This window comes from Bifidobacterium aesculapii (genome assembly GCF_001417815.1).
GTDB classification, from domain to species: domain Bacteria; phylum Actinomycetota; class Actinomycetes; order Actinomycetales; family Bifidobacteriaceae; genus Bifidobacterium; species Bifidobacterium aesculapii.
Window position 1 is genome coordinate 28309 of sequence record NZ_BCFK01000035.1, and the last position, 26791, is coordinate 55099.

General features: G+C 65.4%; 21 protein-coding genes. 14 read left to right on the top strand and 7 right to left on the bottom strand.

The genetic code is table 11. From position 1 onward, the window contains the following. The first annotated feature begins 87 nt into the window (after window positions 1-87). From BFAL_RS05430 to BFAL_RS05455, 6 genes are all read left to right on the top strand, one after another. Complete coding sequence (locus tag BFAL_RS05430; protein ID WP_055427413.1) at window positions 88-1260, top strand: ABC transporter substrate-binding protein; 1173 nt, start codon at window positions 88-90, stop codon at window positions 1258-1260. Window positions 1261-1368: 108 nt separating this feature from the next. Next, window positions 1369-3183 (top strand): ABC transporter permease, encoded by a 1815-nt coding sequence (locus tag BFAL_RS05435; RefSeq protein WP_055427414.1) that lies wholly within the window; start codon window positions 1369-1371, stop codon window positions 3181-3183. 9 nt (window positions 3184-3192) lie between these two features. Next, window positions 3193-5049, top strand: coding sequence for an ATP-binding cassette domain-containing protein (locus BFAL_RS05440; RefSeq protein ID WP_055427415.1), 1857 nt, complete (start codon window positions 3193-3195; stop codon window positions 5047-5049). Beyond that, entirely contained in the window at window positions 5046-6281 is a 1236-nt protein-coding gene (locus tag BFAL_RS05445; protein ID WP_082440394.1) for an amidohydrolase, read from the top strand. The genes BFAL_RS05440 and BFAL_RS05445 overlap by 4 nt, the downstream gene beginning before the upstream one ends. A gap of 129 nt (window positions 6282-6410) precedes the next feature. Continuing rightward, window positions 6411-7706, top strand: coding sequence for an O-acetylhomoserine aminocarboxypropyltransferase/cysteine synthase family protein (locus tag BFAL_RS05450; protein ID WP_055427416.1), 1296 nt, complete (start codon window positions 6411-6413; stop codon window positions 7704-7706). Window positions 7707-7801: 95 nt separating this feature from the next. Continuing rightward, a complete protein-coding gene (locus BFAL_RS05455) occupies window positions 7802-8590 on the top strand; it encodes a YggS family pyridoxal phosphate-dependent enzyme (protein WP_082440395.1) in 789 nt (262 codons plus the stop codon). A 137-nt stretch (window positions 8591-8727) separates the two neighbouring features. On the opposite strand, the gene BFAL_RS05460 is transcribed toward BFAL_RS05455, so the two are convergent. After that, window positions 8728-9279: a type 1 glutamine amidotransferase domain-containing protein gene (locus BFAL_RS05460; protein WP_055427417.1), complete on the bottom strand. Its 552-nt coding sequence runs from the start codon at window positions 9277-9279 to the stop codon at window positions 8728-8730. Window positions 9280-9451: 172 nt separating this feature from the next. Here BFAL_RS05460 and BFAL_RS05465 point away from each other — a divergent pair, with 172 nt between their 5' ends. Together BFAL_RS05465 and BFAL_RS05470 are read left to right on the top strand one after the other, a co-directional pair. Next, the gene (locus BFAL_RS05465) at window positions 9452-10159 is read left to right on the top strand and encodes a DUF4190 domain-containing protein (protein WP_055427418.1); all 708 of its coding nucleotides are present in this window, start codon (window positions 9452-9454) and stop codon (window positions 10157-10159) included. A 125-nt stretch (window positions 10160-10284) separates the two neighbouring features. Continuing rightward, window positions 10285-11106 (top strand): fumarylacetoacetate hydrolase family protein, encoded by an 822-nt coding sequence (locus BFAL_RS05470; protein WP_055427419.1) that lies wholly within the window; start codon window positions 10285-10287, stop codon window positions 11104-11106. Between the two features lie 57 nt (window positions 11107-11163). Here BFAL_RS05470 and BFAL_RS05475 read toward each other — a convergent pair whose 3' ends face one another. Continuing rightward, window positions 11164-12246 carry a Fic family protein gene (locus BFAL_RS05475; RefSeq protein WP_055427420.1) on the bottom strand — a complete coding sequence of 361 codons (1083 nt, stop codon included), beginning with the start codon at window positions 12244-12246 and terminating at the stop codon, window positions 11164-11166. A 407-nt stretch (window positions 12247-12653) separates the two neighbouring features. Between BFAL_RS05475 and clpB the strand changes: the two genes are divergently transcribed. After that, window positions 12654-15335, top strand: a complete 2682-nt coding sequence (clpB, locus tag BFAL_RS05480; RefSeq protein ID WP_055427421.1) for an ATP-dependent chaperone ClpB — start codon at window positions 12654-12656, stop codon at window positions 15333-15335. A 185-nt stretch (window positions 15336-15520) separates the two neighbouring features. On the opposite strand, the gene BFAL_RS05485 is transcribed toward clpB, so the two are convergent. The 4 genes from BFAL_RS05485 to upp all read right to left on the bottom strand — a co-directional run bounded on the left by BFAL_RS05485 (window position 15521) and on the right by upp (window position 19454). Continuing rightward, entirely contained in the window at window positions 15521-16633 is a 1113-nt protein-coding gene (locus tag BFAL_RS05485; RefSeq protein WP_055427422.1) for a glycerophosphodiester phosphodiesterase family protein, read from the bottom strand. 162 nt (window positions 16634-16795) lie between these two features. Then, window positions 16796-18214 carry a glutamate--tRNA ligase family protein gene (locus BFAL_RS05490; protein ID WP_055427423.1) on the bottom strand — a complete coding sequence of 473 codons (1419 nt, stop codon included), beginning with the start codon at window positions 18212-18214 and terminating at the stop codon, window positions 16796-16798. A 10-nt stretch (window positions 18215-18224) separates the two neighbouring features. After that, entirely contained in the window at window positions 18225-18704 is a 480-nt protein-coding gene (rlmH, locus tag BFAL_RS05495; protein ID WP_055427424.1) for a 23S rRNA (pseudouridine(1915)-N(3))-methyltransferase RlmH, read from the bottom strand. A gap of 108 nt (window positions 18705-18812) precedes the next feature. After that, window positions 18813-19454 carry a uracil phosphoribosyltransferase gene (gene upp / locus BFAL_RS05500; RefSeq protein ID WP_055427425.1) on the bottom strand — a complete coding sequence of 214 codons (642 nt, stop codon included), beginning with the start codon at window positions 19452-19454 and terminating at the stop codon, window positions 18813-18815. Between the two features lie 252 nt (window positions 19455-19706). On the opposite strand from upp, the gene urtA reads away from it, so the two are divergent. Genes urtA through urtE form a run of 5 tightly spaced genes read left to right on the top strand, consistent with a single transcriptional unit; the run spans window position 19707 to window position 24840 of the window. Next, window positions 19707-21047: an urea ABC transporter substrate-binding protein gene (gene urtA, locus BFAL_RS05505; protein ID WP_055427426.1), complete on the top strand. Its 1341-nt coding sequence runs from the start codon at window positions 19707-19709 to the stop codon at window positions 21045-21047. Between the two features lie 24 nt (window positions 21048-21071). Then, on the top strand, window positions 21072-21956 hold the full coding sequence (gene urtB, locus BFAL_RS05510; RefSeq protein ID WP_055427427.1) for an urea ABC transporter permease subunit UrtB: 885 nt from the start codon (window positions 21072-21074) through the stop codon (window positions 21954-21956). 18 nt (window positions 21957-21974) lie between these two features. Further along, window positions 21975-23111 (top strand): urea ABC transporter permease subunit UrtC, encoded by a 1137-nt coding sequence (gene urtC / locus BFAL_RS05515; protein WP_152973551.1) that lies wholly within the window; start codon window positions 21975-21977, stop codon window positions 23109-23111. Then, on the top strand, window positions 23108-24127 hold the full coding sequence (locus BFAL_RS05520) for an ABC transporter ATP-binding protein (RefSeq protein ID WP_236691679.1): 1020 nt from the start codon (window positions 23108-23110) through the stop codon (window positions 24125-24127). The genes urtC and BFAL_RS05520 overlap by 4 nt, the downstream gene beginning before the upstream one ends. Before the next feature lie 11 nt (window positions 24128-24138). Then, complete coding sequence (gene urtE / locus BFAL_RS05525) at window positions 24139-24840, top strand: urea ABC transporter ATP-binding subunit UrtE (RefSeq protein WP_236691680.1); 702 nt, start codon at window positions 24139-24141, stop codon at window positions 24838-24840. Window positions 24841-25450: 610 nt separating this feature from the next. Here urtE and BFAL_RS05530 read toward each other — a convergent pair. Next, window positions 25451-26635, bottom strand: coding sequence for an ATP-binding protein (locus tag BFAL_RS05530; RefSeq protein WP_160319038.1), 1185 nt, complete (start codon window positions 26633-26635; stop codon window positions 25451-25453). Window positions 26636-26791: the final 156 nt, after the last annotated feature.

Consider the following 26791-nt stretch of genomic DNA (forward strand, 5'->3'; position numbering starts at 1 on the left):
CTTTCCGGCCATAAGCCGGAACATGCAGTACCACAATATCCATCCGCATCAATGCGTTCGTGATTTTCGTAAGAGAGGGGAAACATCATGAAGACATCGATCATCCGCAAGGCCCTCGCGGGTCTTGTCGCCGCCGGCACGCTGCTCAGCGTGTCCGCCTGCGGCCTGCAGGGCGACGCCGCGAACTCCGGTTCCGGCTCCGACTCGGGCGACACCGTGAACATCGGCGTCATCTACCCGAAGACCGGCCAGTACGCCGAATACGGCAAGCTGTTCCAGCAGGGCTTCGACCTGGCCGTCGAGAAGGTCAACAAGGACGGCGGCGTCAAGGGCAAGAAGCTCGGTCTCAAGTACTTCGACACCCAGTCCGACGCCAAGCAGGACGCGGCCGTGGCCCCCAAGCTCGTGGCCGACAAGTCCATCATCGCCGTGGTCGGCGACTACGCCTCGCCCGCCTCCGCCGCCGCCTCGCCGACCTTCCAGCAGGCCGGCCTCGTGCACTACGGCTTCAACAACTCGGCCCCCACCTTCACCGAGACCGGCGACCACGTGTGGACGCCGCAGATCGGCCAGGACAAGTACCAGAAGGCCAACGCTGACATCGTCGCCAAGAAGGCGAAGAAGATCTCCGTGGTCTACATCGAGAACGACTGGGGCAAGCAGGCCTACCAGTACTTCAAGGAGGAGGCCGAGAAGAACGGCACGCAGATCGTGTACGAGTCCTCCTACCTGCCCGACTCCACCGACCTGTCGCCGATCCTGATCCCGGCGCGTGACGCCAAGCCGGACGCGGTCGTCGACATCGGCTACGGCCCGGACGGCGCGCTCGTCATCAACACGCTGCGCGACAAGCTCGGCTACACCGGCCCGTACTTCGGCGGCCAGGAGACCAAGGAGTTCCTCGACCTCGCCGGCAAGAACGCCGAAGGCGCGATCATCACCGGCTCGTTCTCCGCGACCGGCACCAAGGACGCCAAGGCCCAGCAGTTCGTCAAGGACTTCAACGCCAAGTACGGCAACAACCCCGGCAACTTCGAGGTGACCGCCTACCAGGCGATCATCGACCTCGCCTACGCGGCCAACAAGACCGAACCGACCCGCGAGGGCATCCAGAAGGGCCTGCAGACCGTGACCGACTTCCCGCTCTACCAGGGCAACGGCGGCACGTTCAAGTTCAACCTCAAGAACCGCCGCGCCGACAACATCGAGCCAATCCTGCTCATCGCGAAGGACGGCAAGTTCCAGCAGTACGAAGGCTGATTTCCGCGGTCTTCCCGTGTCCCGCCACGGCACCGTCACGCCCTGACGCGTGGCCGTGCCGTGGCGGGCCGTGGGAGGGCCATCGTAGATCGAGAATAGGTAGAGACAATGTTTGACGTACTTTTCGCCGGAGTGATCCATGGCAGCGCCTACGCGCTGGTCGCGGTCGGCATGTCGCTGATCTTCGGCGTCACCAACGTGGCCAACTTCGCCCAGGGATCCATCGTCGCGGTCGGCATGATGACCGCATGGTGGCTCGGCACCACCGCAGGCTGGGGCATCGTGCCCACATTCATCGCCGTGATCGTGGTCACCGGCCTGCTCGGCCTCGTCATGAACGTGGCCGTCATCGCGCCGCTCGAAGGGCGCAAGCCCATTGCCGCGCTGCTCGCCACCATCGGCGTCGGCCAGGTGCTCGACAACGGCCTGCAGATGATCTTCGGGCCGCAGACCCGCCCCTTCCCGAAGCTGCTGCCCACCTACAACCTCCAATTCGCCGGCGTCCGCTTCGGCACCTCCGACGTGGTGATGGTCATTCTCGCCATCGTCTCCATGCTCGGCCTGTGGGCGTTCCTCAAATACGGCAAGTCCGGCCAGGCGATCCGCTCCACCTCGCAGGATCCGGAGGCCGCATTGCAGATGGGCATCCCCGTGAAGACCATCCGCAACCTGTCCTTCGTGATCGGCTCCGTGCTCGCAGGCGTCTCCGGCATCTTCGTCGGCCTGTTCAACGCCAACATCAACCCGATGAACGGTGGCACCATCGGCATGACCGCGTTCGTCGCGGCCACCATCGGCGGTCTCGGCTCCATCCCGGGCGCCGTGGTCGGTGGCCTCGTGCTCGGCGTCGTCGAGGCGTTTGGCATCTCACTGTTCGGCGACGGCGCGCACGACCTCATCACGTTCGGCGCGCTGCTCATCATCCTTATCCTCAAGCCGCAGGGCCTGCTCGGGCCGAAGAACGACGTCAAGTCCGAACCGCTCACCGGCACGTTCCTCGGCGGCGGACGCCCCATCGAACTGCCGTGGTGGGGCAACCTCATCGGCGCCGTCGCGCTGCTCGCCACCCCGTTCTTCTTCTCCGACTACCTCGCCGGCGTGGGCACGCAGGTCGCCATCTACGCGATCGCCGCCGTCGGCCTGACCATGATCTCCGGCTCCGCGGGCCAGACGATCCTCGGCATGGCTGGACCGTTCGCGGTCGGCGCCTACGCCTCCGCGTTGCTCACCACCCAGGCGCACTGGCCGTTCCTCGCCGCCCTCCTCGCGGCCGGCGTCATCGCCGCCGTCGCCGCCAGCATCCTCACGTTCCCCGTGTGGAAGCTGTCCGGCCACTACGTCGCGATCGCCACCATCGGCGTGGGCGCCGTCATGGTCGCCATCATCCGTCTCGCCGAGCCCATCACCAAGGGTTCGCTCGGCATCCAGGGCATCCCGTTCCCCAAGGTGTTCGGCTTCACCCTGTACACGCAGCAGATGATGTACCTGCTCGACATCATCGTGCTCCTGCTCACGCTCGTCGTCGTCACCCGCCTGCGCTCCACGCATCTGGGCCGCGTGTTCGAGGCCGTCGGCTCCGACCGCGAAGCCTCCGAGGCGCTGAGCATCCGCACCGGCGCATACAAGGCGCTCGCCTACGCGCTGGCCACGTTCTTCGCCGGCCTCGCGGGCTCCCTGCTCGCCCACCAGTACACGTACATCGACCCGACCATCTTCAACTCGAACATGTCGATCCTGATCCTGACGATCATCGTGCTCGGCGGCATGAACTCGCCGATCGGCGCGCTCATCGGCTCCGTGATCCTCATCGGGGCGCCCGAGCTGCTGCGTTTCGCCACCGACGCGCGCATTCTCCTGTACGGCGTGCTGCTCGTCCTCGTCATCCTGTTCCGTCCGCAGGGCCTGTTCGCCCGGAAAGCCTGAGTGCCAGCCATGACCGAAAACACCACCGTGGCCGCAAACATCGCCGAAGAGCCGTTCTCCACCGTCGACGCCCTCACCGGCATCGACATCACCAACGAGCGCCTCACCGACACGGCCGCGCTCGCCGAATACGCGGAGAAGCACCGCAAGGCCGTGCTCGACGCGCCCGTCGTACTGCGTGTGCGCGACCTCGACAAGTCGTTCGAGGGACTGCACGCGGTGAACAAGGTCTCCTTCGACCTGCACCGCGGCGAAGTCATCTCCATCATCGGGCCCAACGGCTCCGGCAAGTCGACCACCATCAACCTGATCTCCGGGTTCCTCGAACCGGATTCCGGCATCATCGACCTTGACGACGAGCCGGTCGCCGGCTACCCGTCGTCCGAAATGTCCGAACGCGGCGTGGCGCGCACGTTCCAGAACGGCCGCGTGTTCGGCGCGCTCACCGTCGACGAGAACATCAACCTCGGCTACCACAAGCGCCTGCGCGCCGCCCGCCCGTTCAAGAACCTGCAGCGCTACCCGATCGTGCGATGGCTGCCGTTGCTGGCCGAAACCGGCGTGGCGCTCATCCCCGGGCCGAAGGCGCGCAAGGAGGCCAAGGAGGTCGATATCCGCGTCGGCCGCGAGATCGACCGTTTCCGCGAACGTCTCGGCAACCGCCGCAACGACTACGCGTACACGCTCTCCTACGCGAACCGCCGCCGCACCGAAATCGCACGCGCCCACATCAGCGAGCCGAAGCTGCTGCTCCTCGACGAGCCCACGGCCGGCATGAACCAGTCCGAGACGGCCGAAGTGCTCCAACAGCTGCAATACCTCAAGGCGCAAGGGCACACGATCCTGCTCGTCGAGCACAAGATCGAACTCGTCACCGCACTGTCCGACCGCGTCATCGCGATGGACGGCGGCCGCATCATCGCCGAGGGCGCGCCGGACGACGTGCGCAACGCGCCGCAGGTCGTCGAGGCGTACCTCGGCAAACGCCGCGAGATCAACCACACGCGCGTCTCCGGGCAGAGCAACGTGCTCGCCATGCAGAACGCCATCGAATCCGACGACGCCTCCGGGCCTCTCGCCACGGTGGAGGAGCAAGACGCCGACCTCGAACAGGACAAGAGCGAAGCCGTCAAGGCCGACAAGTCCGCCCTGCTCGCGCTCGACGACGTCAACGTGTTCTACGGGCAGGTGCACGCGCTGCAGAACGTGTCCATCCGCGTGCCGAAAGGCGCCATCGTCTCGCTGCTCGGCGGCAACGCGTCCGGCAAATCCACGACGATGAAGACGATCCTCGGCATCAACCATCCGAAGACCGGCTCGCTGTGGTACGAGGGACAGGACATCACGAAACTGTCCACGCGCAAACGCGTCGAGACCGGCATCGCGGCCGTGCCCGAGGCCCGCCGCGTGTTCCCGCAGATGACCGTCGAGGAGAACCTGCTCTCCGGCGCCTACACGCGGCACGACAGGGGCGGCATCGCCACCGACCTGGAGGCCATGTACGAGCGGTTCCCGCGTCTGAAGGAACGCCGCACGCAGCAGGCCGGCACCATGTCCGGCGGCGAACAGCAGATGCTCGCGTTCGCCCGCGCGCTGATGAGCAAACCGAAGATCATCTGCATGGACGAACCCACGATGGGCCTGTCGCCCAAACTCGTCGAGGACGTGCTCGAGCAGATCGCCAGACTGCGCGACGAACTCGGCGTCTCCGTGCTCATGGTCGAACAGCAGGCAGAACTGGCGTTGTCCATCGCCGATTACGGCTACGTGCTGCAGAACGGGCGCATCCGCCTGCACGGCAAGGCGTCCGACCTGCTCGGCAACGAGAAAGTGCAGGAAGCGTACCTGGGAGGGGCGAAACAGTGACCGCAACGACCGCAACGACCGCAACGAACGCGCAGCCGCTGGAGTCCGAACTGCTCGAGCATTACCGCTGGTTCCACCGCCACCCCGAACCCTCCTACGAGGAGTTCGCCACCACGGCGCGACTGCGCGGCATCCTCGAGTCGCACGGCATCGAGATTCTCGACTCGGGATTGAAGACCGGGCTCGTGGCCGTGGTGCGCGGCGCGCTTCCCGGGCCGGTCGTGGCCATCCGCGGCGACATCGACGGACTGCCCATCACCGAGAACACCGGACTGCCGTACGCCTCCGAGAACGAGGGGCTCATGCATGGCTGCGGCCACGACTTCAACATGACGGTGGCGGTCGGCGCCGCCATCCTGCTGCAGGAACGCCGCGACACGTTGCACGGCACCGTCAAGGTCATCCTGCAGCCGGCCGAGGAGGGCAAAGCCACCAAGGAACGCCCCACCGGAGCCGTGCAGGTGCTCGACACGGGCGTGCTCGACGATGTGCAGGCGTTCTTCGGCACGCACGACTGGCCCGGCGAGACCGGCGCCATCTCCATCCGCGAAGGCGGCCTGACCGGCGCGGTCGACAAATTCCAGGCGACCATCCACGGCTCGGGGTCGCATGCCGCCGAACCACAGCACGGCGTCGACCCGATCACCGTGCTCGGCGCCGTATTGCAGGGACTGCAGGCGGTGACCGCGCGCAACCTCGACCCGGTCAACCCGCGAGTGCTGTCCGTCACGCACGTGGAGGCGGGCAGCACGTGGAACGTGATCCCGTCCACCGCGTTCCTCGAAGGCACCGTGCGCACCACCGAACCGGCCGACCGCGAAGCGGCCAAGGATCGGGCGGTCGCCATCATCGAACGCACTGCGGAGGCATACGGTGCCACCGCCGAAGTGAGCTGGTTCTTCGGTTCGCCCTCCGTCGTCAACGATCCGGCGTGGTCGCGGTTCGGCCGCCGCGTCGCCGGGGACGAAGGCATCGCCGTAACCGAAGACCGCCCGCAGCTCGGCGGCGAGGACTTCTCCTACTATCTGCAACGGGTTCCCGGTCTGTTCGTGCACGTCGGCGCCGGCGACGCCGGAGCCTCGCACACGCCCACGTTCCGCCCCGACCCGGCGGCCATCTGGCCCGGCGTGCGGTTCCTCGCAGCGTTGGCGGCACGCGCCACCGAGGAATGGGACACGGTTTCCCCCGAGATATCACACGAGATATCACCCGAAACGGCGAAACGCGCCTGAGCCGGCTTGCGCCCGGCGTATCAGCTATGCCGATACCGCACGATAACCAGCACCTGTACCACGGGGCACGTGTCGCACGTGCCCCGTTCCTACACTGTTGACCAAATACGGACTCCAAAGGGGAATATCATGACGCAAGCCTTCGCGACAGCGGCCATCCATGCCGGCTACGACCGGTTCCAGCACGACGATGCGGTAAGCACGCCCATCTACGCCTCCGCAGCGTTCGACATGGAAAGCGCCGTGCGCGGCGACGCGCTGGCCGCGGGGGAGACCACTGGATTCTCGTATTCGCGCGTGGCCAACCCCACCGTCGACGCGCTCGAGCGCCGCATCGCCGCGCTCGAGGGCGGCGTCGGCGCGGTCGCCGTGGCCTCCGGCATGGCGGCCGTCTCGTTCGCTCTGCTGTGCGCCGCCGAAGAGGGCGGTCGCATCATCTCCCCCTCGAACCTGTACGGCGCGTCCGTCGACGCGATGGAAAGTTTCTTCCCGCACTTCGGCGTGCACACCGATTTCGTGAAGAACATCAACGACCTTGACGAGGTCGCCTCGAAGATCGGTCCGGACACGCGCGCCATCTTCGCCGAATCCGTGGCGAACCCCTCCACCGAGATCACCGATCTCGAACCATTGGCGAAGCTCGCGCACGAGCACGGTCTGCCGCTCATCGTCGACAACACCGTGCCGACGCCCTACCTGCTGCGCCCCATCGAATTCGGTGCGGACATTGTCGTGCACTCCACCACGAAGGGCATCACCGGGCATGGCAACGCGATCGGCGGTGTGGTGGTGGACGCCGGCAGGTTCGACTGGGCGAACGGCCGGTTCCCGCATTTCACCGCGAACGAGCAGGTCATCAGCGACGAGCGCGGCGGCGTGGAGCACAGCTTCGCCGAACGGTTCGGCAACGAGGCGTTCATCCGCCGCGTGCGCATCAAGTACCTGCGCACGTTCGGCGCGGTGCCCAGCCCGTTCAACGCGTACCTGTCGCTCGTCGGCTTGGAGACGCTGCCGCAGCGCGTGGCACGCGAGGTCGAGACCGCCACCGCGGTCGCCAGGCACCTGACGCGCGCGCCGCATGTCGTCAAGGTCAATTATTCCGGACTCGGCAACACGCCCCAGTTCGATCTGCTGCCGAAATACCTGCCGAAGGGCGTCGGCACGATCCTGTCATTCCTCGTCGACGGCGACGAAAGCAACGTGCGCCGCATCCTCGACGGCACGAAGGTCTTCTCCTACGTGCCGAACATCGGCGACGCGCGTTCGCTCATCGTCGACCCTGCGCGCATCACGCATCGCGAGGTGCCGGCCGAGTACCGTCTCGCCGCGGGCGTGACGGACAACCTCATCCGCCTGTCCATCGGACTGGAGGATGCGGACGACCTCATCGCCGACCTCGATCAGGCCATCGCCGGCGCGTACTGACGCCCGCATGCCGTGCGCGGGGCCGCCTCCGCGCGTACAGTAGGCGTACGGTAGGTGAACGCGACGAGATGGACAACAGGGGGAGTGCGGCGAACATGACGGCGTACATGAACCATAAGGATCTGACGAACGAGACGATCGGCGAGGAGCGCAAGGCCGAAATCGCGGCGGGCGTGCACCGCGTGCTCGAAGGCATCGCGGAAGCGGAGAAGGCCGCCGGGCGCGAACCCGGTTCGGTGAGGCTGCTCGCCGCCACGAAGACGCGCGACGTGGGCGAGATCATGGCCGCCATCGACGCGGGCGTGCGCATGATCGGCGAGAACCGTCCGCAGGAGGTGCAGGCGAAGGCCGACGGCCTCGCGCGGCAATGCCATGCGCGCGGCCTTGAGCTCGGGCGCGACGTGCCGTTCCACCTGATCGGCCAGTTGCAGTCGAACAAGATCGGCAAGGTGCTGCCCGTCGTCAACACCATCGAATCCGTGGATTCCATCGAGCTTGCGGAGAAGATCGCACGCCGAGCCGTCATGCGTGACATGACCGTCGGCGTGCTGCTCGAGGTCAACGAGTCCGGCGAGGAGTCGAAATCCGGCTGCGCGCCCAGCCATGCCATCGACCTCGCCAAGCGCATCGGCGCGATGGGCGGGCTGAAGCTGCAAGGTCTCATGACGATCGGCGCGCATGTGGACGACGAAGCCACGATCCGCGCCGGATTCGCGCACCTGCGACGCACGCGCGACCAGATTCTCGCCTCCGGCGCGCCCGGCACGGAAGGCTGCACGGAGCTGTCGATGGGCATGACGCAGGACATGGCGCTCGCCATCGAGGAGGGTTCCACGATCGTCCGCGTCGGCACCGCGATCTTCGGCCCGCGCGCGTTCATCTGACGGCGCGCGGGATCGGGCATCGGCCGCGGATATGCGTGAGGGGTGTGCATGGACATTGACACCATGCACACCCCTCACGCATAGCTGTGCCTGTGCGGGTCCCGGTGCCGGGACCTACGTGGCGTCGCCGCTATGGCTCAGGCGTTCAGCGTGTCCTTGATCGCGCCGACGAAGTAGTCGAGGTCGTCGGGCTTGCGCGAGGTGATGAGACGCCAGCCGTTCGCGTCGTCGACGTGCAGCTGCTCGTCGACGTAGTGGCCGCCCGCGTTCTCGATGTCGGCGGCGATGTAGCGGCACGGCGCGGCGGTCTTGCCCTCGGCGAGCCCCGCGTTCACCAGCAGCCAGGCGCCGTGGCAGATCGCGGCGATCGGCTTGCCTTCGTGCGCGAACTCCTGGGCCAGCGTGATCGCGTCGTTGTTCACGCGGATGCGGTCCACGTTGCAGGTGCCGCCGGGCACGACGAGCAGGTCGTAGTCGGCCGCCTGCACGTCGGACAGCTTCGCGTCCGGCGTGAGCGTCTCGCCCTCGTAGCGGTCGTGCTGCACGGTCTCGCACGGCTCCAGCTCGGTGGCGGCGAGCGTCACCTGCGCGCCGGCGGCCTTGAGGTCGCGCAGCGGGCGGGTGAGTTCGGTCTCCTCGATGCCCCAGTTGTTCACGATGATGAGCACCTTCTTGTCCGCGATGGCCATGGTTCCTCCTTGTAATGGTGTGCGGTTCCCACATGTTGCGGTTCCCTCACCATTATGCCGCCGTCGTGCCGCCGCGCCTCGGTTATGCCGTGCGCCGACGCCCGCATGTCGTGGGCGGCGGCGGTAAGCTGATAGGAACATCACAGTCGGCGCAGTCGACGAGGAGGGCGCTATGGCCGATCAGTACAATCCGAACAATCCCGACGATTCCGGCAATCCGAACGTTCCGTCGGTCTCTGGCAATCCCGTGAACCCGGTTGGTCCCGGTGCCTCATACGGTCCGAACGCTTTCGGCGCTCCTGCCGGTCAGGGCGTGCCGGGCGGCAATGACGCGAATCCGAACGAATACGCCCAGCAGCCATACTCCCAGCCGAATGCTTACCCCCAGCCGGCTCCCGGCCAGCCCGTCCCACCGGCAGGTCCGGGGTACAACCCGTATTACCAGCCGGAACCCAAGTGGAATCCGATGGCCATCGCCGGATTCGTCTGCTCGTTCATCATCGCGCTGGTCGGCCTGATCCTCAGCATCATCGGTTACTCGCAGACCAGGAAGACCGGCGAGAAAGGCAAAGGCCTCGCGCTCGCCGGCATCATCATCAGCGCGGTGTCGATGCTGATGCAGCTGCTGCTGGTCATCCTGATCGTCGTCATAGTGGCGAACGCGCCGTCGGGGCATTCCTCGTACGAGTACGTCGACGGCGACGATTACGGCTACGACTACGACTATGACCACGGCGACGATTTCGATTACGACTTCGGCTACGACTTCGACGACGCCGGTAGCGGCGATTCGCGCTCGACCGCGTACCAGCGGTCCGCGCACGTCGAGCGCATCGACGCGGTCGTCGCCCGGACGGCCGCGGCGTTGCCGTCGCGCTGACGCTCTATGCGGCACCTCGCCACCGGCCGCGGCGTCGCGCACGTCGCGTCCGGTGGCGGCGTGCGCGCGTTCCGGCGTGTGGCGTACGCCCGCCGGAACGCGCGGCGACGGCTAGACTGGGCACTATGAGAATCGCACGTTTTTCACTCAATGATTCGCCGCGTTACGCCTTCGTCCAGACGGACGAGGCCGACGGCAAGGATTATCTCGTCGAACTCGACGGCCATCCGCTGTTCGGCGGCAAGGTCGCCCCCACCGGCAAGCGCTACGCGCTCGACGCCGACGGCATCCGCCTGCTCGCTCCCGTGCTGCCCTCCAAGGTGTACGGTCTGGCCAAGAACTACGAGGCGCACGCGCAGTTCATGCACGAGGCCGGCCATTCGGAGATCTCCCACGCCCCTGAGGACATGGTCATCTTCACCAAGCCGTCCACCTCGGTGATCGGCCCGGACGATCCGATCGTGTACCCGCCGTGCTCGAAGGACATGAACTTCGAGCCTGAGCTCGCGGTGGTGATGGGCCGCGTGGCGAAGAACGTGCCGGTCGAGAAGGCCATGGACTACGTGCTCGGCTTCACCTGCGTCAACGACGTGACGCTGCGCGACCTGCAGGGCCTCGACCCGACCTGGACGCGCGCCAAGGGCTTCGACACGTCCTGCCCGCTCGGCCCGTGGATCGTCACGCGCGACGACGTGAACTGGAAGGACGCGAAGATCTCGTTCACGCTCAACGGCGAGGACGTGCCGATGGCGTCCGGCACGACCGCGAACCTCATCCACGGCATTCCCGAGCAGATCGCCGCGATTTCCAGCTTCTCCACGCTGCTGCCCGGCGACGTGATCATGACCGGCACGCCGAACGCCTCCGGCCACCTCGACCCGGGCGACGAGACCATCGTCCACGTCGAGGGCGTGGGCGATCTGCGCAACGTGATCGTCCGCGCGTAGCGCGTGTGACGGTATTCGTGACGGTGCCCGTGATGGCAGCGTGACATCCACGCGGGGTCATGATTGCCGCGCCACGTACCGTGTGGCGCGGCCGGCGCCGATTTTCTTGATGCGTCCCGCATCCTGCAAGGTCTTGAGCGTGCGCTCGACGGTGGTCATGCTGATGTCCGGCATGCGCGCGAGGATGTCCGCTTTGGACAGCGGCGTCAGTTCATGGTCGAACAGTGCCGCGATGCGCTCCTCCTTGGTGGCTTTCCGCAATGCGTTTCCGTTCGCGTCCGGAGCGGTCAGGGACAGTGAAGCCATGCGTTCGTCGAGTTCCCGATATGCCGCCAGAATCACGCCGAGCAGGTAATTCACGAACGGCGCGTAGTCGTTCGTTCCGTCGTTCCAGCCGACGGTGCTGGCCGCCAACGCCTCGTAATACGTGTCCTTGCTGCGTTCGATGAGATGCTCGACGCTGATGTATTTGCCCACCTCGTAACCGTTGCGGTACAGGAGCAGCAGCGTCAACAGTCTGCTCATACGGCCGTTGCCGTCGTTGAACGGGTGGATGCAGGTGAAATCGAATACGAACATGGCGAGGGCCAGCAGCGGATCGGTGCGACCATCACGCATCGAATCGGCATATGCGGCGCATATGCTCGCGACGAGGTCCGGCGTGACCAACGCCGACGGCGGGACGAACCGTACGTGCCGTTCGCCGTTCGCGTCGCGTTCCACGATGACGTTGTCGCTGTCCTTGAACCGTCCGCCGAACGTCAACGGCGTGTGATGGAACAGGTCGCGATGCAACTGCAGGATCACGTTCGGCGTGGGCGGTATGTAGTCGTGGCTGTCATGGATGGTGGCGAGCACGTCACGGTATCCCGCGATCTCCTCCTCGTCGCGGTTGCGTGGAGTGGTCTTCTCCTTGACGAGGTCGTTGAGGCGTTTGTCGCTGGTGGCGATGCCTTCGATGCGATTGGAGGCATCCGTGCTCTGGATCCGTGCGACCTCGACGAGGGTCTGCAGCATATCCGGATGAATCGAGGCACGGACACTGCACCGGCCCTTGGCCTCGTGGATGGCGGTCAGCAGGCCGGTGGTGCGTGGGGTGAGCAGCGGCAGGGCCGCCTTGACGTAATCGAATTCCCGCATGGACCTACCTCTCCGTTCTCGCCGTATGATGGCCGTTATTGCCTCATTGTTGCGTTTTCTGCATCATATGGTATCAAAATGAGGCAGAAAATCGGTCGATGAGGCCACGAAGCAGACGCTGGACTACATCCGCAAGGAGCTGCTGTACGTGGACCGCCGCTGCGCCTGCGGTCAGGTCTGGCTGGTTCCCGCCGATCATCTGGTGCCGTGCCCCATCTGCGGGCAGCAGGTGTGACGTTGAGAGAAACTTGAGTCAATGTCGCTCAAGTTTTGGGAATAGAATGTGCTTCGGGTCGGTTGAGCATGTCAGAACATGACATGAAGCCCGGCGGACGGCGGCTGCGGAACGGTTGTGAATCGTTCCGCAGCCGCCGTCCGCCGGGCGACGACAAGACTTGGAGGACAGTATGGAACAGAAGTTCACCACCATGGCCCAAGAGGCCATCGGCGACGCCATCCAGAGCGCGTCCGCCGCAGGCAACGCGCAGGTCGAGACCCTGCATGTGCTCGACGCGCTGCTGCGCCAGGAGCAGGGCGTGGTGCGCGGTCTCATCCAGGCCGCTGGCGGCGACCCGCAGGCCATCGGCGCGGCCGTGCGCAACGCGCTCGTCGCCCTGCCGAGCGCCAGCGGCTCCAGCACCTCGCAGCCGCAGGCCAGCCGTCAGCTGACCGCCGCGCTCGCGCAGGCGGAGAAGGAGATGCAGCAGATGGGGGACGAGTACGTCTCCACCGAGCATCTGCTCATCGGCATCGCCGCGTCGGCGCCGAACCAGTCCGCCGACATCCTCAAGAAGTACGGCGTCACGCCGGAAGCCCTGCGCAAGGCCGTGCCGGGCGTGCGCGGCGGCGCGAAGGTGACCAGCCCGGACGCGGAAGGCAGCTACAAGGCGCTGGAGAAGTACTCCACCGACCTGACCGCCGCCGCGAAGGAAGGCAAGCTCGACCCGGTGATTGGCCGCGATCAGGAGATCCGCCGCGTCATCCAGATTCTGAGCCGCCGTACCAAGAATAACCCGGTGCTGATCGGCGAGCCCGGCGTCGGCAAGACCGCCGTCGTCGAGGGCCTCGCGCAGCGCATCGTCGCCGGCGACGTGCCGACCACCCTGCAGGGTAAGAAGCTCATCAGCCTCGACCTCGGCTCCATGGTGGCCGGATCGAAGTACCGTGGCGAATTCGAGGAACGTTTGAAGAGCGTCCTCAACGAGATCAAGAATGCGAACGGCCAGATCGTCACGTTCATCGACGAAATCCACACGATCGTCGGCGCCGGCGCGGCCGAAGGCTCGATGGACGCCGGCAACATGCTCAAGCCGATGCTCGCCCGCGGCGAACTGCGCCTGATCGGCGCGACCACGCTGGACGAGTACCGCGAGAACATCGAGAAGGACCCGGCGCTGGAGCGTCGTTTCCAGCAGGTGTTCGTCGGCGAGCCGAGCGTGGAGGACACGATCGCGATTCTGCGTGGCCTGAAGCAGCGTTACGAGGCGCACCACAAGGTGACGATCGGCGACGACGCGCTCGTGGCCGCCGCGACGCTGTCCAACCGGTACATCTCCGGCCGCCAGCTGCCCGACAAGGCCATCGACCTGGTCGACGAGGCGGCCGCCCACCTGCGTATGGAACTCGACTCCTCCCCGGAGGAGATCGATGAGCTCCAGCGCAAGGTGACCCGTTACGAGATGGAGGAGATGCAGCTCAAGAAGGCCGAGGATCCGGCCTCCAAGGAGCGCTTGGAGAAGCTGCAGGCCGAAATGGCCGACGCGCGCGAGAAGCTTTCGGGCCTGAAGGCCCGCTGGGACGCGGAGAAGGCCGGCCACAACAAGGTCGGCGACCTGCGCGCCAAGCTCGACGCGCTGCGCGTTCAGGCGGACAAGTTCACCCGCGAAGGCAACCTCGCCGAGGCGTCGCGCATCCTGTACGGCGAAATGCCGGCCATCCAGAAGCAGCTCGCCGCCGCCGAGAAGGCCGACGCCGAATCCGCCGAGGATGGCCAGAACAAGCCCGAGCCGATGGTCCCGGACCATGTGGACGCCGATTCCGTGGCGGAGATCGTCTCCGACTGGACCGGCATCCCCGTCGGCCGCCTCATGCAGGGCGAGAACGAGAAGCTGCTCCACATGGAGGACTACCTCGGCAAGCGCGTGATCGGCCAGAAGGAGGCCATCACCGCCGTGTCCGATGCGGTGCGCCGCTCGCGCGCCGGCATCAGCGACCCGAACCGCCCTACCGGCTCGTTCCTGTTCCTCGGCCCCACCGGCGTGGGCAAGACCGAGCTCGCGAAGGCGCTCGCGGACTTCCTGTTCGACGACGAGAAGGCCATGGTGCGCATCGACATGTCCGAGTACATGGAGAAGGCGAGCGTGAGCCGTCTGATCGGCGCCGCGCCGGGTTACGTCGGCTACGAGCAGGGCGGCCAGCTCACCGAGGCCGTGCGCCGTCGCCCGTACTCCGTCGTGCTGTTCGACGAGGTCGAGAAGGCGAACCCGGAGATCTTCGACGTGCTGCTGCAGGTGCTCGACGACGGCCGTCTGACCGACGGTCAGGGCAGGACCGTGGACTTCAAGAACACGATCCTCATCATGACCTCCAACCTCGGCTCCCAGTTCCTCGTCAACGAGGACATGGACGCCGACCAGAAGAAGAAGGCCGTGATGGACGCGGTGCACATGAACTTCAAGCCGGAGTTCCTGAACCGCTTGGACGACATCGTGATGTTCCATCCGCTCACCCGCGAGGAGCTCGGCGGCATCGTCGACATCCAGGTGCATGGCGTCGCGCAGCGGCTCACCGACCGCCGCATCACGTTGCACGTGACGAAGGCCGCGCGCGAGTGGCTCGCGAACATGGGCTACGATCCGGCGTACGGCGCGCGTCCGCTGCGTCGCCTCGTGCAGACCGAGGTCGGCGACCAGCTGGCCCGCATGCTGCTCGCCGGCAAGGTGCACGACGGCGACACGGTGCTCGTCGACCAGACCGGCGGCGAACACCTGGAGCTCACCGCCATGCCGGAGGACCCGCTCGCCGGCGGCCACGACGCTCCGGCCGATGACCCCGACGTCTCCGTGGACAGTGTCAAGACCGACGAGTGACGCGGCAACCGCCGCGCCCCTTCGCAGGGACGCGGCGGTTTTCATCCCGGCGATTCCCATCCCATGGTGCGGTAACACAATTTCTCCATAACGGCGGAATTCCGCTATTATGCGTCACCGCACCATGGGTGTTTTACCACACCATGGGGGAAGGACGCACGGTGCGGGGTGCGGCTCCGGGGGTGCTACTTCGCCGGAACGAAGGCTTCGAAGATGTGGTGGTCGAAGTACTGATCACACTGTTCGAGTTCCGCCGTGGAGCGCACCGTCCACGAGACGGCGGTCGCGCCCATCGCGCGCGCGAGACGCACCTGCGGCGAGGCGCCGCCGGTCCAGTCGTAGGCGACGAAATCGGGGCGGGACAGCCAGTCGAAGGCGAGCAGGCCTGCGGCGAATTCGAGTGGCTTGGCGGGGTTGAGGGGCGCCGGCCAGCTGAGCTGTCCGCGGCACACTTCCGGATGGTTCTGCTTGTACCAGTTCACCGCGCCGGGGTTGAACGATTCGATGACGAACGGCCCCGAGTACGCCTCCAGCAGCGCGTGCCCCTTCTCCATGAGTTCGATCTCACGTTCGCCCCACACGGCGTTGTCGGAGAACTTGTATTCCACGATGAGCGGCACGCGCCCCGCGACCACCTTGAGCACGTCGGAGAACAGCGGCACATGCTGGTAGTAGCCTTCCGGCGCGTGCGCGGGCGTGACGACCAGCGGCGGGTTCTCGTCGGCGCCCGGCAGTGGGTGCGCCTTGAGGTCGCCGGGCTTCGAGCCGCGCGCGGCCGGGAACAGCGGGATGCGCGTCAGCTCGTCATAGGTGAGATCCTCCACGCGGCGCGGGTCGCCGGCCACGCGCAGGAGGTCCGCGTCATGCACGACGACGACCTGCCCGTCGAGCGTCAGTTGCAGGTCGAGTTCGATGCCGTACCCGGCTTCGCAGGCGGCGGCGAACGCGGCGAGCGAGTTCTCCGGCGCGATCGGGCCGGTCTCGTCCGGAGTGCCGTAGCCGGCCTTCATCGCCATGCGCCGCGCGAGCGCCACGTAATCGGCGTTTTCGGCAATTGAGGCCGCGGTCGTGTCCGCGGCGGCGCTGACCGGATTGTCGCCCGCATAGTCGGTTGCATCCTGTGCGGAGACGAGACCGGAACCGGCGTCGTGCAGGCCGCGGTGCGCGTACCACGCGTCGGGGATGACGGGCACGTAGTTGCTGCGCTTGTCGTTGAACGAACGCGGCGCGATGGCCCACGCCGCGGCTCCCGCGGCCGCGACGCCGCCGATCAGAACGTTTCTCAAGGCTTTCGACATGGCAATCCTCCCATAGTGTCGCCGAACGCTGCCCTCAAGCCTACTCGCAAGGTCGTCTGTGGCGCGTGCGGCGTGCGCCAGACGGAACGTCGATCTCCGTCGCGCGTTCCGCCTGTCATGCCGGGTTACGTCGCGCCATGCTCCCGTCGCGCCGTGGTCCGATCACGCCGTGAGCGCGGCGGTCAGCCAGCCGGGCAGAGCCGGGTCGGCCGGGTCGAGTCGTCGATCCTCATGGCGCGCCTGCAGCGGCGCCCAGCCGTGCGCGCGGAACAGTTCGAGCGCGTCGCCGGCCGTGCACGGTTCCGGCTTGTCGGTGAGCCGCAGCAGCCACGCGCACACGCCCGTCACCTGTTCGTCGGTGACGCCGCGCGAACGCAGCGCGCCCATGTCGAGCGAACGTTCGCGTTTCGCGAGACGACGACCGGCGGCGTTGTCGATGAGCGGGACGTGCGCGTATGCGGGATGCGCGGGGGAGGCATCGCTTGCGGGGGTGGTCGTTCCCCCGGTCGACCTGCGGCCGGCAGTCTCCTCACCGACAGCCCCTTCGTCAGAGGGGACCAGCAGGGCGGCTGCTTGGGCGTGGTGTTTGTCGGCAGGGGACTGCCGATCGGTCGTGGGTGCCGGCAGGGCGGAGGCGAGGAGACGCTCGCGGATATACGCCTGCAATGCAGTGGAGCGCAGTAGGTCGCGCCCGCGCACGATCAAGTCGACGCCCATCGCGAGGTCGTCCACGGTGACGACGAACTGGTAGCCGAACAGACCATCCGACCGTCGGATCACCGAATCGCCGATGTCGTGCGCGAGGTCGAAGCGTTGCGGGCCGAACACGCGGTCGTCGAACGTGACGTCGCGGCTGCGCGAACCGTAACCGTACTGGACGTCGGCGTCGGCGTGGATGTCGGCGTGGGCGTGGACGAACGGCTCGTCGCCGTCGGAATCCGTGACGGGGACGATGGCGGGTTCCGGCATGGCGATGCGCCAGGAATGACGGTCGCCGCGTGCGAGTCGGGTCCGTACCTCGTCCGGGTGCTCGCGCATGAGCCGGCGGCACGTGCCGGGGTAGACCTGAAAGCCGTCGCCCTCGTTCGGTGCGGAGGCGGCGCGGATGTCCGCGCGCGAACAGAAGCATGGGTAGATGAGCGGCAGGGGCGTGGCACAGGGGGAGCCGTTCTGTGAAACGTTCTGTGAAACACAGGGGGCGGCGTGTGAAACATCTCGTGAAACAGCGTGTGGGTTGTGCGGGCTGTGTGGGCTGTGCGGGTTATGCGGGCTGTGACTGCCAGGGGAGGCCTCTGCATCGGGCATAAGCGGCTGCTCGGCAAGCAGTCGGAACGCCTGCTCGTACAGGTCGAGACGCCGCGACTGGTAGACCGGCTCGCCGTCCCAATCGAGGCCGAGCCAGGCGAGATCGTCCATGATCCACCGGTCGGCGTCGGGCAATACGCGCGGGGTGTCGATGTCTTCGATGCGCAGCAACATGCGCTGGCCGCGCGCCCGGGAATCGAGCCACGCGGCCAGCATCGCCGTGATGTTGCCGATATGCATGCGCCCCGAGGGCGTCGGCGCGAACCGTCCAGTCATGCGTTCCAGCCTACTTGTGGTAGGGCTCGCCGGCGTTGATCTTGTAGGCGCGGTAGATCTGCTCCAGCAGGATCACGCGCATGAGCTGATGCGGGAACGTCATCTTCGAGAAGCTCAATCGGAAGTCCGCGCGGCGCAGGATCGCGTCATCCAATCCGATCGATCCGCCGATCACGAACTGGAGATGGCTCACGCCGTGCAATCCCCAGTCCGCAACCTTCGCGGCGAGCTCCTCGCTCGACAGCTGTTTGCCGTCGATCGCGAGGGCGACGACGAACGCATTGTCACGCAGATGTTTCGCGATGCGTTCGCCCTCTTTCGCCTTGATCTGCCGGTCCACGCCTTCCGAGGCGTGTTCCGGCGTCTTCTCGTCGGCGACTTCGATGATGTTCAGACGGCAGTAGCGCGACAATCGCTTCGAATATTCGTCGATGGCGTCGCGCAGGTATCGTTCCTTCACGCGCCCCGGCGCGATGATGTCGATCTGCATCCGTCGGTCCTTCCGTCTGGTGGTCGATTGACGTGTGCGGTATCGAGGCGTGGCGGGTGAAGGCGTACGGAGGTACGTCGAACTCGCCGCAACGCGGATAACGCTCCGTCAATCGATCACTCCGTAGAGGCGGTCGCCGGCGTCGCCCAGCCCCGGCACGATGTAGCACTTGTCGTTGAGCTTTTCGTCGACCGCGCACACCACGACCTTGAAGTCGATGGACGGGTCGATGTGCTCCTCGACGTACTTGATGCCTTCCGGCGCGGCGATGATGTTGATCGCGGTGACGTCCTTCGCGCCGCGTTCGGCGAGATAGTGCGTGGCGGCGACGAGCGTGCCGCCGGTGGCGAGCATCGGGTCGATGAGGAAGCACTGGCGGCCGGAGAGGTCGTCCGGCAGGCGGTTCGCGTAGGTGATCTGCTGGGTGGGGTGCTCTTCGTCGCGCTTCATGCCGAGGAAGCCGACTTCGGCGGTGGGTAGCAGGCGGGTCATGCCGTCGAGCATGCCGAGTCCGGCGCGCAGCACGGGCACGATGATCGGGCGCGGCTCGGCGAGCTTCTTGCCGGTCATCGGCGCGACCGGGGTCTCGATCGGCACGGACACGACGGACAGGTCGCGCGTGGCCTCGTACGCTTCGAGCATGACCAGCTCGGAGACGAGCTCGCGGAAGGTGGAGGACGGGGTGTTCTTGTCTCGGAGCACGGTCAGCTTGTGCTCGACGAGCGGATGGTTCAATACATGCAGTTCCATGATTCCCAAGAGTACCTGCTTCGTCCGTCCGCGTGACGGCCGCGTGGCGGTGGAATCATGCGCGACACGCGCCCGCGCGATGGCACTGCGCGTGTAACCGTCATGTCACGGCGGATATGAAACGGAAACACACGGGCAACGTGCCATCAACTGGGCGCTGTCATCGTTCCGTCTTACGGAAACGGTTCCACGGAACCGGTTTCACACGCACTTCACCGTCAATCCAAGGCGTACGTGAGAGGGAGAGGACGTATGGCCATATCACATCGACTCAAGGCCGTCGCAGCCTGCTGCGTGACCGTCGCCGTCATGGCGACCGGCGGCTGCGGCTGGGGCCGGACCGTCGCCGAGAAGGAGGCGCAGGAAGGCAACGCGACCGCCACGGGCAACGCGTCGTCCTGCGTGGACACCTCCGGTGACAGCATCAAGATCGGATTCGTCAACTCGCTGTCCGGCACGATGGCGATCTCCGAACAGACCGTCAGCGATTCGCTGCACATGGCCGTCGACGAGATCAACGCGAAGGGCGGCGTGCTCGGCAAGAAGCTCGAAGTCGTCCAGCAGGACGGCAAGTCCGAGCCGGCCGTATTCGCCGAGAAAGCCAAGACGCTCATCGAGAAGGAGTGCGTGGCAGCGGTGTTCGGCGGCTGGACATCCTCCTCGCGCAAGGCCATGCTGCCGGTCTTCGAGGCGGACAACGCGCTGCTGTTCTACCCGCTGCAGTACGAGGGCATGGAGGCCAGCCCGAACATCTTCTATTCGGGTGCCGCCCCGAACCAGCAGATCGTGCCCGCGCTCGACTACCTCAAGGAGCAGGGCTACAGGAAGCTGTTCCTCGTCGGCTCCGACTACGTGTTCCCGCAGACCGCGAACCGCGTGGTCAAGGCGTACGCGGAAGGCAACGGCATGGAGGTCGTCGGCGAGGAGTACACGCCGATGGGCTCCACCGACTTCACGACGATCGTCAACAAGCTCAAGTTCTCCGGCGCGGACGCGGTCGTGAACACGCTCAACGGCGATTCCAACGTCGCGTTCTTCAAGGAGTACAAGGCATCCGGCCTCAAGGCGGACACCACGCCGGTGATCTCCATGTCCATCGCCGAGGAGGAGGTCTCCGCCATCGGCGTCGACAACGTCAAGGACCAGCTGACCGCCTGGAACTACTATCAGACGCTCGACAACGCGCAGAACAAGACGTTCGTGAAGAACTTCAAGGCGAAGTACGGCGAGAACCGGCCCACCTCCGACCCGATGGAATCCGCGTACACGTCCGTCTACCTGTGGAAGGGCATGGTCGAGAAGGCCAAGTCGTTCGACGTGGACAAGGTCAAGGCCGCGGCCGACGGCGTCACCTTCGACGCGCCGGAAGGCCGCGTCAAGGTGGACGGCAGGAACCATCACATCTACAAGACCTCGTACATCGGCAAGATCGGCGAGGACAAGCTCATCCACACCGTGTGGAAGTCCGACGGCCCCATCAAGCCCGACCCGTACCTGACGACCTACGACTGGGCGAAGAGCCTGAGCGCCGGCGCCGAGGACGCGGTGAGCGGGTCCACGGCCGGCTCGGCAAGCGGTTCGGAAAGCAACTGAGAGAGCGGAAGGGAACACGAAACCATGGGTATGCTATTTCCACAGATCGTGGCGGGTCTGTCCAACGGATCGATCCTGCTGCTCGCCGCGCTCGGCCTGTCGCTGACGTTCGGCCAGATGGGCGTCATCAACAACGCGCACGGCGAGTTCATGATGGCCGGCGCGTACACCGCCTACGTGATGAGCACGGTCATCGGCAACAAGGCCGTCTCCCTGGGCGTGGCGCTCGTCGTCGGATTCCTCGTGGCCGGCGCGCTCGGACTGCTGCTCGACGTGCTGCTGCTCGAACGCATGCGCACGCGCCCGCTCGACACGCTGCTGGTCACGTTCGGCGTCTCGCTGGTCCTGCAACAGCTCGCGCGCGACATCTTCGGCGCGACCCCGGTCTATGCCTCCGCGCCCGAAGCGCTCACCAACCCGGTGACGGTCTTCGGCTACAGCTTCTCCGCCGGCCGCCTGTTCATCTTCATCCTGTCGGTGGTGTGCGTGGCCGCGTTGTACGCGGTGCTCAAGCTCACGCCGCTCGGCCGCCAGATCCGCGCCACCTCCGAGAACCGCGATCTGGCCGAGGTCTCCGGCATCTCCACGAAGACCGTCGACCACGTCACGTTCTTCCTCGGCTCCGGCATCGCGGGCATCGCGGGCGTGGCGCTGAGCCTGCTCAACTCGATCAGCTTCAACTTCGGCACCACGTTCATCGTGCAGGCGTTCCTTGTGGTCGTCGCCGGCGGCGTCGGCCAGTTGAAGGGCGCGGTCATCGCCTCCTTCGTGCTCGGTCTCGCGCAGTCCGCCATCGAACTGCCGACGTCCGCGTCGATCGGGCAGGTCGCCGTGTTCCTGATCGTCGTCGTCTTCCTGCAGTTCCGCCCGCAGGGTCTCGTTTCCATCCGTTCCAGGAACCTCGCGTAAGGGGAGGGGAGAACCATCATGAACAACGCTTCTCTGCACGCAGCCGGCGCATTCGCCGCAAAATACAAGCCGTGGATCGGCACGCTCGTCGCCGTCGCGCTGATCTTCCTCGCGCCCTCCATCATGAGCGTGTACAACCTCGGATTGCTCTCGAAGTACCTGTGCTACGCGATGGTCGCCATCGGCATCGGCCTCGCATGGGGCCAGGGCGGCATGCTCACGCTCGGCCAGGGCCTCTTCTTCGGTCTCGGCGCGTACGTGATGGCCATCCACATGAAGCTCGAGGACATCGGCCCCGGTCAGGTGCCCGACTTCATGGCCCAGTACGGCATCACGGAAGTCCCCGGGTTCTGGGAGCTGTTCCGCAATCCGGTCATCGCCGTGATCGGCGTGGCCGCCGTGCCCGGCGCGATCGCCGCGCTGCTCGGCCTGGCCGTGTTCGGGCGCGGCGTGCGCGGCGCCTACTTCGCCATCCTGTCGCAGGCGCTCGTCGCCGCCTTCTCCGTGCTGCTCATCGGCCAGTCGAAGACCACCGGCGGCACCAACGGTCTCAACGATTTCAAGGGATTCTTCGGCTACGATCTCACCGACGACGCGAACAAGCAGATGATCTACTACATCTGCGCGTTCCTCACGCTCGCCATGGTGCTCATCGTCTACTGGATCCGCCGTTCGTTCATGGGCGACCTCATCATCGGCGTGCGCGACCAGGAGAACCGCATGAAGTTCCTCGGCTACAACCCCGCCTCCATCAAGGTGTTCGCGTTCTCGCTGGCCGCGATGTTCGCCGGCATCGGCGGCGCGATGTTCGTGCCCGTCGTCGGCATCATCTCCCCGTCCGACATCGGCGTGACCCCGTCCATCCTCATGCTCGCCGGCGTGGTCATCGGCGGACGCACCACGCTGCTCGGCCCGCTGGTCGGCACGCTCATCATCCGTTTCGCCGAAACGCAGCTGTCCGAGGCGTACCCGTCCGCTTGGACGTACATCGAAGGCCTCATCTTCATTCTGGTCATCGCCTTCGTGCCGATGGGACTCGGCCAGTTCAAGGGCGTATGGCCCTGGCTTAAGGAGAAGATCGGTCTCGGCGGGAATCCGGGAGCCGTTGCGGCGTCCGCGACGGCGGGCGGCACGGTCAAGGCGGTGAACGCATGAGCGAGGAGAACACCATGAACACGAATGCGACCACGAACGAGACTGCGAACGCGGCTTCCGTGACTACGAACGCGGCTTCCGCGGTTACTGCGGCTGCCGGCGCCGCTGAGGCCGCCGCTCCCGCCTCCAAGGAGGATCTGGAGCGTCTGCGCGCCGAAATGGTCGCCATGCGCGACGAGGCCAAGCGCATGCGCGACGAAGCGGCCGCCATGAAGGCCGAGATCGTCGAGGAGCGCGAACGCCTGCACGAACAGCTCACCGCGCTCGACGACCGCGGCGGCCAATGGAACGACTACCTCGAAATCAAGGGGCTGCACGTCGAATTCGACGGGTTCGTAGCCGTCAAGAACCTCGACCTGACCGTCGAACACGGCGACCTGCGCTTCCTCATCGGTCCGAACGGCGCCGGCAAGACCACCATCATCGACGCGATCACCGGACTCGTCCCCGCAAGCGGATCGGCCATGTTCCGCGGCGAGGAGCTGATCGGCCGCAAGCCGAACGACATCGTCAAACTCGGCGTCGGACGCACCTTCCAGACCGCGTCCGTCGTGGAGGAGCTCAGCGTGCTCGAGAACCTGCAGCTCGCCGAAGGATTCCGCAAGAAGGGCCGCGACCTGTTCCGCCCCATGGGAGGCGTCACGCAGAACATCGAATACATGATGGACGTGTGCAACCTCACCGAGGACGCGCACAAGCCCGCGGGCATCCTCCCGCACGGCAAGAAGCAGTGGCTGGAGATCGGCATGCTGCTCGTGCAGGATGCGCACCTGCTGCTGCTCGACGAGCCCGTCGCCGGCATGACCCCGGCCGAACGCATCGCCACCGGCGAGTTGCTCAAACGATGCAGCAGGAACCGCACCGTCATCATCGTCGAACACGACATGGAGTTCATGCGCCAGTTCGCCGACTCCGTCACCGTGCTCAACCAGGGCGAGATCCTCGCCGAAGGATCGGTCGAAGATATCCAGAACAACGAGGAGGTCGTCAGGATCTACCTCGGCGGCGAGAACTGAAGGGACCAACCATGGCAATGCTTGAAGTGAAGGGGCTCAACACCGGCTACGGCAAAGTGACCGTCGTCAACGACATCACGTTCGACGTGGCAGCCGGGCAGTGGGTGAGCATCGTCGGCAACAACGGCGCCGGCAAGACCACGCTGCTCAAAGCCATCCTCGGCCTGCTGCCGGCCACGTCCGGCACGATCACGTTCGACGGCGTGGACGTCACCAAAGCCGCGCCGAACAAACGCATCCGCGCCGGCATGGCGTTCGTGCCGCAAGGCCAGCAGTCGTTCGGCACGATGACCGTCGACGAGAACCTGCACGTCGTCGCCGACCGGTACGGCGCCGAGGCGAAGGCGCGCTACGACGAAGCCGTGGCGATGTTCCCGGTGCTGAAGGAGTTCGCGGGACGCCGCGCCGGCCTGCTCTCCGGTGGCCAGCGTCAGCAGCTCGCCATCGCCCGCGCGCTCATCACCCGTCCGAAACTCATGATCCTCGACGAACCGACCGAAGGCATCCAGCCGAACATCGTCGCCGAAATCCAGCAGGCCATCCGATCCATGGCCGAGGAGAAGGGCATCGGCGTGGTGCTCGTCGAACAGAAGGTGCAGTTCGCCGTCGAACGCGCGGACAAATACTACGTGCTCGCGTCCGGGCGGTTCATCGCCGCCGGCGAAGGCGGGCCGGGCCAGATCGAGGCGGCGAAGGACGCGATGCGCGTGTGACGCGGCTTGGGCCTGTGCTGGTTCGGGTCGGTTGGGTTGGTTCGGTGCTGGTTAGTCTGCTGGGTTGGTGCTGGGGTGGTTCGGGGACTAGTTCGGGCTACTTGGGCTGCTGGACTGGGCTGCTGGTAACTGGTTTGGGCTTTCAGGCGGTCGGGGCGGTTCGGCTGAGCGGTTCGGATTTGTCCCGGGTGGCTCGGGCTACTTGGGCTGCTGCTGAGCTGGCTTCAAACGCGTCTGATTCTTACCCTGCCACCTGTCAAGCGCGTCGTTTCCGTCCCGGATGCGTCGTTGTTGTCCCAAGCGCGTTGCTTCCGTCCCCCGCTTGGGACGAGAGCGACGCTGGTGGGACTTGGCCTCTCCGATGACCCTTTATTCCACCTGATTTCGCGTTGCTTCCGTCCCAAAGGCGTCTGCTCTGTCCCGACTGCGTCGTTTCCGCCCCACGGTTGGGACGAAAGCAACGCTGACGGGCCTCTCAGCGTCGCTTCCATCCCAAGCTTGGAACGAAAACGACGCGTTTGGGACGAAAGCGATGCAATCGACGAAGACGACGCTTCTGGCATACAAAACCATCGAGGCTGGGGTATCGGCGCCAGCTGTGTCGAAGGCTCTACTGTTCCGATCTGCCTTTGATGTTTTCGCGCATCTGAAGGTAGGCGCCGTGTTCGCGAAGATAGTCGCGCATGAAGGGGAGTCTGAAGTCAACGTACCCGTATGAGGATTGGTAGATGAGATCCTCGTTGATGAGTTGGGTCCGGTACACATTGGCATAGCCTGGATCTCGCTTCAGGCGCTTGGCGATTTCCGCGGTCGACGATGGGCCATCATCCTGTGCCATGGCCAACAGATAGTCGCACTTCATCGGGGACGGTTTGTTGAAAACAGGGCCATGCACCATATCTCCGAGCTTGAGCTCCGCCTGGGCCACGCCTTTGTCCGCAGCTGCTCGGGTGATTTCCTTGTCATCGGCGAGCGGGCCGACCTCGGACGCATGCCACGCCCAGTAGCCGACCAGCTGAATCATGAAAGGATATCCGTTGGTGGCTTGGGTAAGCCTGTCCAGTACGTCATCGGACGCATGCTTGCCGTTGGTCGTTATCGTGACCGCGAAAGCATGACGCACCTCATCCAGATCCACATCTTCCAAATGCTTGCGTTCCGCCCTGCGAAGGAACGTCAGGACATCATCGTCGATGACGTTCTCCACCAAGGTCGGAAGGCCTGCGAACACGAACGCGATGTTGCGCTTCTCTCGGATGAGGTGCTGGATCGTCGTCGCCAAGGCTCGGATTTCTTCGATGCTCGATGGCTGAACCTCGTCAAGCGTGATGAGTATGCCGAGCCCGTTCTTCTCCAGTTGGTCGAGCTTGCGGGTCATCGCCTTGCGGAAATCAAGGGATTGCTCGGTGGGTGTGAATTGGATGGAACCTAGGCTTAGCGACGCATCCACGGATGTCCCGGGAATAGCGAGTGAGCCTGAGGGCATCGTCCACGAGGTGATGTGGGTTTTGCCGTCGCGGGTTTTGTCATTGTCTTGTAAGGCGTCGATGAGGCGGGAAATGAATCCGTGGTTGGCGGTTTCGTCGATGACGAGCCAACCGCGTTCTCTGGCGACGTCGCCCAGAGCGTTCAACATGACGGTTTTGCCTACTCCTCGTGCGCCGGTGACGTACATCAGTCGCCCGGGGGCTCCGACGCCGTCGTCCAAAGCGCATGAGAAATCCTCGATGTCCGCTTTGCGGCCGACCAATACCGGCGGTGTCATTCCGGCGGTTGGTTTGAATGGATTGCGCATGATGAATCCTCCGTATCGCAGAGGGAGAGGCTTATCCGCAATCTCCCCATCGGACACCATAATAGCGAACTTATAAAAGATATAAAAGATATAAAAGACGTTTATACGTTTCGGTCGGGTGTATTCGGTTATCATCATCCTGATTCGTCTTTCCGG